Source organism: Streptomyces sp. KL109B (genome assembly GCF_030766935.1).
Classification (GTDB): domain Bacteria; phylum Actinomycetota; class Actinomycetes; order Streptomycetales; family Streptomycetaceae; genus Streptomyces.
Map to the genome: position 1 here is coordinate 66878 of NZ_JASERL010000011.1, position 11632 is coordinate 78509.

General features: G+C 72.5%; 11 protein-coding genes. 4 read left to right on the top strand and 7 right to left on the bottom strand.

Annotated elements, in window-relative coordinates; all coding sequences use genetic code 11:
- Positions 1–9 precede the first annotated feature (9 nt).
- Positions 10–714, bottom strand: a complete 705-nt coding sequence (locus RBJ65_RS30955; protein ID WP_306319918.1) for a TetR/AcrR family transcriptional regulator — start codon at positions 712–714, stop codon at positions 10–12.
- A gap of 136 nt (positions 715–850) precedes the next feature.
- On the opposite strand from RBJ65_RS30955, the gene RBJ65_RS30960 reads away from it, so the two are divergent.
- Together RBJ65_RS30960 and RBJ65_RS30965 are read left to right on the top strand one after the other, a co-directional pair.
- The gene (locus RBJ65_RS30960; protein ID WP_306319919.1) at positions 851–2335 is read left to right on the top strand and encodes an APC family permease; all 1485 of its coding nucleotides are present in this window, start codon (positions 851–853) and stop codon (positions 2333–2335) included.
- A gap of 48 nt (positions 2336–2383) precedes the next feature.
- Positions 2384–4027 (top strand): amidohydrolase, encoded by a 1644-nt coding sequence (locus RBJ65_RS30965; RefSeq protein ID WP_306319920.1) that lies wholly within the window; start codon positions 2384–2386, stop codon positions 4025–4027.
- A gap of 93 nt (positions 4028–4120) precedes the next feature.
- Here RBJ65_RS30965 and RBJ65_RS30970 read toward each other — a convergent pair whose 3' ends face one another.
- The 4 genes from RBJ65_RS30970 to RBJ65_RS30985 form a co-directional block, all read right to left on the bottom strand.
- On the bottom strand, positions 4121–4297 hold the full coding sequence (locus RBJ65_RS30970) for a hypothetical protein (protein WP_306319921.1): 177 nt from the start codon (positions 4295–4297) through the stop codon (positions 4121–4123).
- Positions 4298–4741: 444 nt separating this feature from the next.
- Positions 4742–5584 carry a cytochrome c biogenesis CcdA family protein gene (locus RBJ65_RS30975; protein ID WP_306319922.1) on the bottom strand — a complete coding sequence of 281 codons (843 nt, stop codon included), beginning with the start codon at positions 5582–5584 and terminating at the stop codon, positions 4742–4744.
- Positions 5581–6366 (bottom strand): DsbA family protein, encoded by a 786-nt coding sequence (locus RBJ65_RS30980; protein WP_306319923.1) that lies wholly within the window; start codon positions 6364–6366, stop codon positions 5581–5583. The genes RBJ65_RS30975 and RBJ65_RS30980 overlap by 4 nt, the downstream gene beginning before the upstream one ends.
- A gap of 59 nt (positions 6367–6425) precedes the next feature.
- Positions 6426–6797, bottom strand: a complete 372-nt coding sequence (locus tag RBJ65_RS30985) for a hypothetical protein (protein WP_306319924.1) — start codon at positions 6795–6797, stop codon at positions 6426–6428.
- Positions 6798–6927: 130 nt separating this feature from the next.
- On the opposite strand from RBJ65_RS30985, the gene RBJ65_RS30990 reads away from it, so the two are divergent.
- Both RBJ65_RS30990 and RBJ65_RS30995 read left to right on the top strand, forming a co-directional pair.
- A complete protein-coding gene (locus tag RBJ65_RS30990) occupies positions 6928–7491 on the top strand; it encodes an HD domain-containing protein (RefSeq protein WP_306319925.1) in 564 nt (187 codons plus the stop codon).
- Positions 7492–7573: 82 nt separating this feature from the next.
- Complete coding sequence (locus RBJ65_RS30995; RefSeq protein ID WP_306319926.1) at positions 7574–8410, top strand: SDR family oxidoreductase; 837 nt, start codon at positions 7574–7576, stop codon at positions 8408–8410.
- Between the two features lie 130 nt (positions 8411–8540).
- Here RBJ65_RS30995 and RBJ65_RS31000 read toward each other — a convergent pair whose 3' ends face one another.
- Together RBJ65_RS31000 and RBJ65_RS31005 are read right to left on the bottom strand one after the other, a co-directional pair.
- Positions 8541–10046 (bottom strand): SDR family NAD(P)-dependent oxidoreductase, encoded by a 1506-nt coding sequence (locus tag RBJ65_RS31000; RefSeq protein WP_306319927.1) that lies wholly within the window; start codon positions 10044–10046, stop codon positions 8541–8543.
- Positions 10047–10175: 129 nt separating this feature from the next.
- Positions 10176–11534: a wax ester/triacylglycerol synthase family O-acyltransferase gene (locus RBJ65_RS31005; protein ID WP_306320137.1), complete on the bottom strand. Its 1359-nt coding sequence runs from the start codon at positions 11532–11534 to the stop codon at positions 10176–10178.
- Positions 11535–11632: the final 98 nt, after the last annotated feature.

Genomic DNA, 11632 nt, shown 5'->3' on the forward strand with positions numbered 1-11632 from the left:
AGACAGAACCTAGCCGCCGGATCCCCCGGACGCCGTCTCCAGCGCCGTCAGCAGCAGGTCGAGCGCCACCTCGAAGGAGCTTCCCGCCATCAGCGGCAAGTGCTTCCGCACCGCCGCGAGTTGAGGGTGCTGCCGCGCGGACGGGTTCGCGTACTCGCCCGTCCACGCCCGGTCGTCCGCCTCCCGCCGCTGCGCGGGCAGGGCCAGATACGCAGCGTCGAGGGCCGCGTGGCCGAGGACGGTGTCGACGAACGCGGAGTAGTGGCGCACCGCGTCCTCGTCGGTGAAGCCGGCGCGTCGGAGGAGGCCGATGCCGGCGTCGACGGCGCGGAACTCGTGGGCGCGGCGTGTCACGCGGTAGGCCGCGAGTGCCGCCACGCGTGGGTGGGCGCGGTAGCCGCGGTGGATGCGGAGGCCGAACTCGCGCAGACCGTCGCGCCACTCCATCCGCTCGGGCTCGAACCCCTCCATCGCCTCGCCGATGATCCGGTCGGAGACGGCGAGCAGCAGGTCGTCCGTGCTGTGGAAGTAGCGGTACAGCGCGCTCGGGTCGCAGCCGAGGGCCGTGCCGAGGCGGCGCACGCTCAGCGCGTCGGGCCCGTGCTGCCCGACCAGGCGCAGCGCGCAGTCGACGATCACGTCCTCGGACAGCAGCACCCCCGTTTTCGTCGGCTTCCTGCGCCGCCGCTCCGCGGGTATCCGGCCCTCGCCCACCGCGCTCTCCCCTCACCCGGTCACCGTCCCGCTTATGACAACACCATTGACGCAACGTTGACAAGGCCGGTTTGATCGCGGTCGCCACCCCCTGACGCGTGTCCTCTCCCCGCTCCCTGCCCTCAGGAGTCAGCTCATGAGTAGCGAACCACCCGGCCTGCGCCGCTCCCTCGGTGTCGTCGACGGCATCGCCATCGCGGCGTCCTCCACCGCCGCGACCACCAGCATCGGCATCGGAATGGGTTCCCTCGCGGCGACGGTCGGGCTCCAGGCACCGGCCGTCCTGCTCGTGGCGTTCGTGCCGATCCTCGGCATCGCGGCGGCGTACGCGCGCCTGAACCGCCAGGAGCCCAACATGGGCAACGGCTATGTGTGGGTGGGCCGTTCGCTCGGCCCCTGGCTCGGTTTCCTCACCGGCTGGGTCACGCTCGTCGGCACGCTGGTCTTCATGGCGTACACGAGCGCGGTGACGGGCTCCGTGTTCCTGCAGTTCGCCAACAAGGCTCAGCTGCACAGCCTGTTGGGCCTGGACCTGGACCCGAACTCGACGGCGCTCTCGACCGTGGTCGGCCTCGTCGTGCTGACCGCCGTCACCGTCACCGCGGTCACCGGCGTCCGCAAGGCGACCCGGCTCCAGGCGTGGCTGCTCGTCTTCGAGTACGTGGTACTGCTCGGGTTCTGCGGCTGGTCCCTGGTCACCGGCTCGCACGCCTTCCAGTGGTCGTGGCTCAACCCGTTCGACATCCACAGCGGCACGGCCTTCGCGCAGGGGCTTGTGCTCGCCGTGTTCTTCTACTGGGGCTGGGACGCCGCGTTCACGGTCACCGAGGAGACGAAGGACGTGCGGGACGCGGGGCGCGGCGGGTTCATCGCCCTGTTCGCGATGCTCGGCCTGTTCCTCTACGGTTCCGTGGCCTTCCAGCGCGAGATGTCGCTGCCCGAACTGGTCGAGCAGGGCCCGCAGGCCCTCACGTACCTCGGCGCGAAGCTCGCGGACGAGCCGGTGGCCAGCCTGCCGCTGCTCGCGCTGCTGTTCTCGGCCGTGGCGTCGCTGCAGGCGAGCGTGATCCCGACGGCGCGCGGACTGCTCGCGATGGGCCGGGACCGGACGATGGGCCCGCTGTGGACGCGGGTCAGCCCCCGGTACGGGTCGCCGGCCGCCGGTACCGTCGTCGTCATGTCGATCGCGGCGGTGGTGGCTCTACTGGCCCTGGCGATACCGAAGTTGAACGAGATGATCCTCGCGGCCGTGAACTCCATCGGCCTCACCGTCGCCCTCTACTACGGCCTCACCGCCCTCGCCTGCGCCGTCCGCTTCCGCGCCCTGCTGCGCACCGCGCCGCGCGCGTCGGTGCCCGCCGTTGTTGTGCCGGGGCTCAGCGGGCTCGCGCTGCTCGGCATCGGGGCGTATCTGGCGTACTCGTACGCGACGATGAACGACCACTTCGAACTGAGCCCGGACAACGGGTGGTTCATGCTGGCGGTGCCCGCGGCGATCGTCGTCTCCGGCCTGGTGATGGCGGGCGTCGCCAAGTACGGGCGCCGCTCCCCCTACTTCACGACGGGCCGCGGCACCGACGCCGACTCCGTCGAACTGGCGGGCCCGAAGGCCACCACCTGAACCCGCGTCCTGCGTCACAACACCCGTATACGTACAAGGAGTTGCCCCATGTCCGCACCCGCCGACCTCGTCTTCACCGGCGGTCCCGTCCACACCGGTTCACCGGCCCGCACCCGCGCCACGACGGTCGCGGTCCGCGGTGAGCGCGTCGTCGCCGTCGGCCACGACGAGGTGCGCGAGCTGATCGGCCCGCGCACCGAAGTGGTGGACCTGGCGGGGAAGCTGTTGATCCCCGGGTTCCAGGACGCGCACGCGCATCCGGTCGGGGCCGGCATGGAGATGGGGCAGTGCGATCTGAGCGGCGGGACCACGCTCGCCGAGTACCGGGAAGTGATCGCCGCGTACGCCGCCGCGCACCCGGACGCCGAGTGGATCACCGGGGGCGGCTGGGCGATGGAGGCATTTCCCGGCGGCCTGCCGACGGCCGCCGAGCTGGACGCCCTGGTGCCGGACCGGCCGGTGTATCTGGTCAACCGCGATCACCACGGCGCGTGGGTCAACTCCCGCGCCCTGGAAGCCGCCGGGATCGACGCGCGTACCCCCGACCCGGCCGACGGCCGCATCGAGCGCGACCCCGACGGCTCCCCCACCGGCATGCTCCAGGAGGGCGCCGCGAACCTCGTCGGGCGGCTGCTCCCGCCGGTCACCCGCGAGGAGCGGATCGCGGGGCTGCTCCGCGCCCAGGCCCATCTCCACTCCCTCGGCGTCACGGCCTGGCAGGACGCCCTCCTCGGTGAGCACGCCAACCTCACCGACGCCACGGACGCGTATCTGGCCTGCGCCGAGGACGGCAGTCTGACCGCGCGTGTCGTGGGCTCGCTGTGGTGGGACCGGGCGCGCGGCACCGAGCAGATCGACGAACTGCTGGCCCGGCGCGCGGCCGGTACCCGCGGCCGGTTCCGTTCGACGACCGTGAAGATCATGCAGGACGGCGTCGCGGAGAACGGCACGGCCGCCCTGCTCGGCCCGTATCTCGACGGCTGCGGCTGCCGCTCGGACAACAGCGGGATCAGTTTCGTACCGCCCGAGGCGCTGAAGAAGTACGTGACCGAGCTGGACGCCCACGGTTTCCAGGTGCACTTCCACGCGCTCGGCGACCGAGCCGTCCGCGAGGCACTCGATGCCATCGAAACGGCACGGAGGGCCAATGGTTGGACGGATACGCGCCCGCACCTCGCACATCTTCAGGTCGTGCACCCCGATGACATCGGCCGGTTCCGTGACCTGGGCGCGACGGCGAACATGCAGCCGCTGTGGGCCGCGCACGAGCCGCAGATGGACGAGCTGACGATCCCGTTCCTGGGCGCGGAGCGGGCGGCGTGGCAGTACCCCTTCGGGGCGTTGCTGCGGGCCGGGGCGACGCTCGCGGCGGGGAGCGACTGGCCGGTGAGCAGTCCGGATCCGTTGCAGGGGATTCATGTGGCGGTGAACCGGGTGCTGGCGGACGCGGCGCCCGACACTCCGGTGTTTCTGCCGGAGCAGCGGATCGGGCTCGGCGACGCGCTCGCGGCGTACACCTCCGGTAGCGCGTATGTGAACCATCTGGACGCGGATGCGGGGGTCATCGCGCCAGGGCGCTTCGCGGATCTCGTGGTGCTTGATCGGGATCCGTTCGCCGGGCCCGCGACGGAGATCGGTTCGACCGGGGTCGAGCAGACCTTCGTCGGGGGGCGGCGGGTCTTTCCCCGTTGACGCCCAACGGGGTTGAGGCCCGGGGCTCTGCCCCGGACCCCGCGCCTCAATCGCCGGCGGGGCTTGAGGTGGTCCGGCGGGGCTTGAGGGGGGTCAGTCCACGCTCGGCAAGATGTGCGGCTCCGCGAGGTCGTCCTCGTAGCCCGCCAGGCGGATCGGCGCGGACCTCGCCCACACATCGAGACTGCCGAGCTCCTTGGGCCCGCGGCGGCCGGCCCGCTCGGCCCGTTCCTTCGGGCGCTGTTCGCGATTCGTCTTTTCTGGTGTCACCGCGCACTCCTTGTGTGTCGGGTAACCCGCTCCGGCTGGCCGGCCCGGCGTCGCGCGGGGTCCGGCGCCCGATCGGGCTTGTGTTGAAGGCCAGTTCGGGCGCGGTGGCGCCGGTTGTCGCTGGTGGGTCGGCCGTGGTTCTCGGTCTCTCCCGGGACGGCGACCATGGGTCGAGGTGTCGGACCCACTTGCGGTAGCCGTCCGACTACAGACTAACCAAATGAGCGGGGGCCTGCTCGATGGGGCTGAAATCCGTGGGTCTTTCGGGGGTTTCCTCACGTTCATTCAGCCATGTGTGTCTGGAGGCGCAACTGGTTTTCGCTCGCGCGGCACTCACTTCGGCCCCCTGTTCGGTACTTCGCGACGCGCCACAAGGGGCTGACGTGGGGCGTGGGGCGGGGCGGTCGACGCCATGGATTGGCGTCAACTCGCCCCTGCCGCACCCTACTTGGGTTCCGTCGCGGCATCCCTCGTACGCCCCCGCAGGGCCCGTACGAGGAAGACCGCGCCCACCAGCGCGACGGCCCCGACGAGCACGAGCGCGTCCGGGACGCGGTCGCCGATGCCGCGCGCCCACTGCTCGGCGGCGAAGGAGTTGTCGACGTCGAGGAGCCCGGGCAGCGCCGTCGTCCCGTCGAAGACAAGGAACAGGGTGCCGAGCGCGAGGAAGAAGAGGCCGGAGGCCAGCGATGTCGAGTGCGTCTCGAAGCGGCCGATGCGGACCGGCCGGCCGCGCAGCCACCGCTTCCCGCCGAGGTCGAACCGTTCCCACAACAGGGCGAGCAGGAACAGCGGTACGGCCATGCCCAGCGCGTACACCGCGAGCAGCGCCCCGCCGTACACCGGGTGCCCGCCGAGCGCCGCGACCGTGAGGACGCTGCCGAGGATCGGTCCGGCGCAGAATCCGGCGAGGCCGTAGACCGCGCCGAGCGCGTACACCGACAACGCGTTGGTGGGACGGATGCGGCCGGAGAGTTCCGACATGCGGCGGGAGGCGAAGCCGCGGCCCGCGATCTGGAGGACGCCGAGCGCGATGATCAGCCAGCCGCCGATGGAGACGAGCAGATCACGGTTGCCGTAGAAGAAGCGTCCGGCGTACGAGCCCGCGGCGCCGAGCGGGACCAGCGTCGTGGCAAGCCCCAGATAGAAGACGCCGGTGCGGGCGACGAGCCGGGTCGGGCTGTCGATGGAGTACGCGAAGAACGCGGGCAGCAACAGCGCGCTGCAAGGGCTGAGCAGCGCGAGCAGGCCGCCGAGGAACGCCGCGAAGTAGCCGATGTCGCTCACTTGCCACCGCCGCCGGACTTCGCGGACTCCGACTTCGCGGACTCGGCCTTCGCGGCCTCGATGGCCTGCTCGAACGCGGCCTCGGGCTGGGCGCCCGCGATGGGCTGCCCGTTGATGAGGAAGGAGGGGGTGGAGGTGGCACCCAGTGCATACGCCTCGTCGCTGTCCTGCTTCACGGCGGCGTGCGCGGCCTTGCCGCCACTGTCCTGGCGGAACTTGTCGAGGTCGTCGACCCCGGCCTCGCGGGCGAGCGCGTCGAGGCGGTCGGCGCCGAAGCCCTTCTCCTTGGCGCCCTCGGCGTAGGCCGCCTTGTGGAACTGCCAGAAGCGGCCCTGCTGACCGGCCGCCCACGCGGCGCGCGCGGCGGACTGGGAATCGGCGCCGAAGATGGGGAAGTTGCGCCACTCGATGCGCAGCGTGCCGTCGTCGACGTACTTCTTCACGAGGTCGGGTTCGGTGTCGCGGGCGAACTTTCCGCAGTAGCCGCACTTGAAGTCGGCGTACTCGATGAGGACCACGGGCGCGTCGGCGCGGCCCTGGGCGAGCGGGTCCTTGGCGTCGCGGCGGGCGAGCTTCACCAGCTTGTCGGTGAGCTCGTCCTTGGCCTCGGTGGTGTCCGCCTGCTGTTGATCGGCCGTGTCGGTGCGGGCTTCGGGCCTGGTCGCCGTGTACGAGACGGTGCCGAGCAGGATGGCCGCCACGGCGACGGAGGCGGCGATCGCGGCGGAGCGGCGCTGCTTCTTGCGGGCGGTGGTGTCGGTCGTGGTGGTGTTCTTGGGCATGACGAAGTCGTCCTTGCGTGCGTGTGGAGATGTTTGATGACGGTGGGACGGGGCGTCATCTACACGCGCAGGATCGACAGTTCGAGCGGTGAGGGCGGGTCGTTCGGCGGCGGTCCGCGGCCCGCAGGGGTCGGCGGCACGATGCCGGCGAGCGGCGTCGCCGCGCTGTGCCCGTGCTCGTACGCGAGCGGGGCGAGGAGTTCGTGGGCGGTGGTGCCGCGTGTGGGCACGCCCTGCCGGCCGTCGGGGGCGTGCTCGCTCTCCGGGTCGCAGTCGGGGGCGCCGCCGGGCGCGGAGAGGTGCGGGTGCTGTGCGGCCGCGAGGGCCGGGGCCCGCTCGGCGGGCGCGCCGCCCGGGTGGCTGCCCCACACCGTGCCCAGCACGGTGACCACGAGGGTCACCAGGAGTGCGGGGAGGGTGTAGCGGCGCATGCGGGCAATTCTGCACCATGGGCGGAGAGGGACAGCGTTCACGTCCTGTTGACCGGTGGGTCGGCTCCCCCTCAGCCGGCCATGGTCTGCTTCCGGACAAGCGGCGGAATGTCTTCGGGAGGAGTCGTCCATGGAACGCGTCGAACTGCGCACCGTCGAGGAGTTGATGGCCGCGCTGTACGCCTGCCGGGGTGCCTGGGACGCCCCGGACCGCAGCGGCGACCCGGTCGATCTGCACGACCACGCGCTGCAGACGGCGGCGCTGCTGCGCCGCTCCCGGCCCAGCGACAAGGAGTTGCAGGTCGCGGGGCTCGTGCACGACCTCGGGCATCTGCTGTGCCCGGGGGACGACGCGGGGCACGCGGACCGGGCGGCGGACGCGGTGCGCGGGCTGCTTGGCGAGCGGGTGGCAGGGCTCGTACGGCTGCATGTTCCGGCGAAGCGGTATCTGGCGGCGACCGAACCGGGGCGCGGCCTCTCCGCGCAGAGCGCGCTCACGCTGGGGGTGCAGGGCGGGCCGATGACGCCTCGGGAGGTCGCGGCGTTCGAGGCGGATCCGCTGGCCGAGGACGCGGTGACCCTGCGGCAGGCGGACGACGCGGGGAAGGTGGTGGGCCTGGACGCGGGGGTCCTGGAGGACTGGCGGCCGGTGGTGGAGCTGGTGGCGGACGCCCACGCCTCGTACGTCCACTAGACGCGCGCCTCCACAAACGACCCACGAACCATGCACGACTGACACATCGTCATCCCCGGCCCGCCCATGAGACCGTACGCGCATGAACTCGCGCCCCACACAAGACTCGCGCGCACTCGACGGCAGGGCGGCCGTGGTGACCGGTGCCTCGCGTGGCATCGGGCGCGCGATCGCGGAGGAACTGGCCGACTGTGGCGCCCTGTTGTGCGTGACGGCCCGGGATCCGCACGGCGTGCGGGAGACGGTCGCGGCGCTGCGGGCGCGCGGCGCCGAGGCGGTGGGCGTGCCCGGCGACGTCGCCGATCCGGCGCACCTGTGGGAGGTGACCGAGCGGACGATGGCGGAGTTCGGCCGCGTCGACGTCGTCGTGAACAACGCCGCCACGAACCAGCCGTACGGACCGCTCATGGACGCCGACCCGGACGCGTGGCGCACGGCCTTCACCGTCAACGTGGAGGCCGTGCTGCGGCTCGTGCAGTGCGCGTGGCGGGCGTGGATGGGCGAGCACGGCGGCGCCGTCGTCACCGTGTGCACGGAGGGCGCGGGGCACGTCGGGCCGAACGTCGGCGCGTACGGCACGAGCAAGGCGGCGCTGCTGCACCTGACGGCCCAACTGGCGGGCGAGCTCGGCCCGTTGGTGCGCGTGAACTCCGTCTCCCCCGGGCTCGTGCGCACCGAGATGGCCCGCTTCGTGTGGGAGCGGGCCGAGGAGTCGGTGGCGGCGGGCCTTCCCGCCGGGCGGATCGGGGAGCCGGAGGACGTGGCGCGGGCGGTGCGCTGGCTGGTGTCGGACGAGGCGTCCTGGATCACCGGCGCTGATCTGCTGGTGGACGGCGGCACCCGGGTGCGCGCCGCCTCAGCGGGCGGGGACGCGCACGCCGTGCAGCGGCAGCTGCGCAACCACGCGCCGGACGCGTGAGACCGGCGTCACCGCGAAAGGCGGCGCCGGCACGCGACGGTACGCGCATGCGCGCCGCGCCGGCTGCTCCGCGGCTCAGCGCGCCGACCTCAAGGGGCGGCGCCGCGAACCCGGTCCACCAGCGGCTGCGTCACCACTTGCCCGGCTCGTAGTCCTTCAGGAAGACGCCGTACACGTCGTCGCCCGCCTCGCCGCGCACGACGGGGTCGTAGACGCGGGCGGCGCCGTCGATCAGGTCGAGCGGGGCGTGGAAGCCCTCCTCCGCGAGGCGCAGCTTGTCGTAGTGCGGGCGCTCGTCGGTGATCCAGCCGGTGTCGACGGAGGTCATGAGGATGCCGTCGGCCTGGAACATCTCGTGGGCGCTGGTGCGGGTCACCATGTTCATCGCGGCCTTGGCGGCGTTGGTGTTGGGGTGGCCCGCGCCCTTGTAGCCGCGGCCGAAGACGCCCTCCATCGCCGAGACGTTCACGACGTAGGCGCGGCCGCTCTCCGCCTTCTTCGCGGCGTCGGCCATGGCCGGGCGCAGCGCGCTGATGAGGATGAACGGCGACGTGTAGTTGCAGAGCTGGGTCTCCAGGAGTTCGACCGGGGAGATCTGGTCGATGGTCTGCACCCACGTGTTGGACTCGACGACGTCCGGGACGAGGCCGCCCGCGTCGATGGCGGTACCGGCGTGGTGCCGCTCGACGCTCGCGTTGCCCGCGACGAGCGCGAGGTCGGCGACCGCTTGCGCGTCCATGCCGCTGATGCCGACGGGCAGCGCGGCGATGCCGTCGACGGAGCCCGAGTTGAACGCGCCGATGACGGTGTGCGGCGGCAGCTCGCCCGCGGGCAGCGGGGCGCTCTCGCCGTCGACGAGGGCGGCGTACGCGGAGGGCAGCCGGCGGACGGTCTGCGTCGCGTTGTTGATGAGGATGTCGAGCGGCCCGGCGGCGGCGAGCTGCTCGGCGAGGGACACGGCCTGCGCCGGGTCGCGCAGGTCGATGCCGACGACCTCAAGGCGGTGGATCCAGTCCGCGGAGTCCTCCATCGCCTTGAAGCGGCGGATGGCGTCCTTGGGGAACCGGGTGGTGATCGTGGTGTGCGCGCCGTCGCGGAGCAGGCGAAGCGCGATGTACATGCCGATCTTGGCGCGGCCGCCGGTGAGCAGGGCGCGCTTGCCGGTGAGGTCGGCGCGGGCGTCGCGCTTGTTCCGGTTCAGGCGGGCGCAGTCGGGACAGAGCTGGTGGTAGAAGTAGTCGACTTCCACGTACCGGGTCTTGCAGGTGTAGCAGGAGCGCGGGCGCTGGAGTATCCCCGCGAGCCTGCCCTCCTCGGTCTGCGAGGACGGCAGGATGCCTTCGGTCTCGTCGTCGATGCGCTGCGCGGACCCGGTGGCGGTGGCCTCGGTGACGGCCTTGTCGTGGGCGGTCTTGGCGGCGCGGCGCTCCTGGCGGCGGCGCTGCTTCACGGTCCGGTAGATGCTCGCGGTGGCGCGGCGCACGGTGATCGCGTCGGGGTGGTCGACGTCGATCTCGTCGAGCTCCTTCAGCACGCTGAGGCAGACGGCGAGCCGCTCGGGGTCGATGCCGGGCCCGTGCTCGGCCTCCGTCTCCTCGGAGGCCGAGGGGGCCTGGTTGTCGTCTGTCACCGTCATCGCCGCTGCCGTTTCCTTGGGTCTCGCGCGTCGCGCGCGATCCGCGCCCGCTGTCGAACGCGAAATTTTACGGAGCGGCGGGCCATGTCTCCAAACCGTCCCTGGTGCGGCCGTGCGCGGGCGGGCCGCTCAGGGCGCGCAGACGGCGTGCAGCGCGGCCACCTCCTCGGTCACCGCGCGCGCCAGTACGTCGAGGTCCGGCACGGCGTCCGCGTCGGCGACGATCCCGTAGTGGACCTGCCCGCAGTACGTGGACACCGCCACGGCGAGTGACTGTCCCTGGGCGAGCGGGGCCAGCGGGTAGACCTCGGTGAGCGGGCAGCCGCCGAGGCGGAGGCCGAGGCTGGGCAGCGGGACGCTGGTGACCAGCAGGTCGAAGAGGAGGCGGGCGCCTCGGCCGACGAGGCCGCCGCCGAGGCGCAGGCCGAGCGGCGGCACGTGGTCGGCGAGCAGGGCGACCGCGCCCGCGCCCCGGGAGGGCCCGGCGTCCTTGCGCCGGTCCATGGCAGCCCGCACGACCCGCAGCCGTTCCACGGGGTCGGGCTCACCGACGGGGAGGCGGACCAGATAGCCGGAGAGCCGGTTGCCCTGCGGGTGGGCGGTGCGCGGCCTGCGGCGGGAGACCGGGACGAGGGCGCGGGGCTCGACGCCCTCGCTGCCGTCGCCGCGCTCGTCGAGCCAGCGCCGCACGGCTCCGGCGACGACGGCGATCAGTACGTCGTTGACGGTGCCGCCGGCCGTCTTGCGGATGCGGTGCACGTCGTCGAGGTCGAGCCGGACACCGGCGGTGCTCCGGGTGCCGCTGGGCTTCGAGGCGAGCGCGGGTGACGTGCGTACGCCCCAGGTGGCGCGGGCCACGGAGCCGCCTATGGAGACGGCCTGCGTGGCGCTGTCCGCGAGGGCGCGTACGTGGTCGGGGTAGCGGCGCGGGTCGAGGTCGCCGAGCGTGATGTCGCGCAGGCCGGGGAACGGGAGGCGCAGGCCGCGGCGCGGGGCGGGCGCGTCCTTCGGGGCGCGGGCGGCGGGCAGGTCCATGGGGTCCATGACGCCCGCGGCGAGGGTCAGGGCGCGCAGTCCGTCGGCGAGGGCGTGGTGGAACTTGAAAAGGACGGCGAAGGACGCTCCGTCGGCGGCGGGCAGCACGTGCGCCTCCCACGGGGGCCGGCCGCGGTCGAGCGGCCGTTCCATGAGGGCGCCCGCGACGGCGTGGAAGTCGTCCACGGCCCCGGCCATCCACACGTGGTCGAGCGGGTCGAAGTCGGGGGCGGGCACGCGGGCCGCGCCGCCGACCGGGACGAGCACCTCGGCTATCCGCATCCGCAGGCCCGGCACGCCCGCGGCGCGGGTGGCGAGCAGCTCGTACGCGTGCCGGGCGGCACCGGGGCCTTCGGCCTCGAAGACGCCCAACGCCCCGAGGTGCATGGGGTGTTCGGCCGTCTCGATGTTCCAGAAGGCAAGGTCGAGTGGAGCGAGCAGGTCCGAACTCAAAGAGGTCATGGAGGGCTCTCGCGTCGACAACGGGAGAGGGCAGTCAACCGCCAGCTGTCGATTACGGTCAAGTACGATCACGCCACGCTGAGTTAACA